Annotated in this window: 1 rRNA gene; it reads right to left on the bottom strand. The window is 44.8% G+C overall.

The annotated features are described in order from the left end of the window. A 5S ribosomal RNA gene (rrf, locus tag KNO87_RS15395) occupies positions 1-88 on the bottom strand; the annotation flags it as partial. Positions 89-239 lie beyond the last annotated feature (151 nt).

The following is a 239-nucleotide window of genomic DNA, read 5'->3' as shown; positions in this document are numbered from 1 at the left end:
AGATCCCCCAACTACTTTCGGCGCTGAGACGCTTAACTTCCGTGTTCGGCATGGGAACGGGTGTGGCCGTCTCGCTATCGCCACCAGACAAGTATTATATTAACATTATTTATCGATAATGTCAACATATTTTAGAGAGATTGTTCTCTCAAAACTGAGGATTCATCAACACAAACCATAGACTAGATCAAAGCCTCGACCGATTAGTATCATTCAGCTCCACGTGTCACCACGCTTCC

The organism is Exiguobacterium sp. s34 (assembly GCF_018617435.1).
Taxonomy (GTDB): domain Bacteria; phylum Bacillota; class Bacilli; order Exiguobacteriales; family Exiguobacteriaceae; genus Exiguobacterium; species Exiguobacterium aestuarii.
The sequence above is the reverse complement of the archived record's forward strand: the minus strand, read 5'-3'. Positions and strand labels throughout refer to the sequence as shown.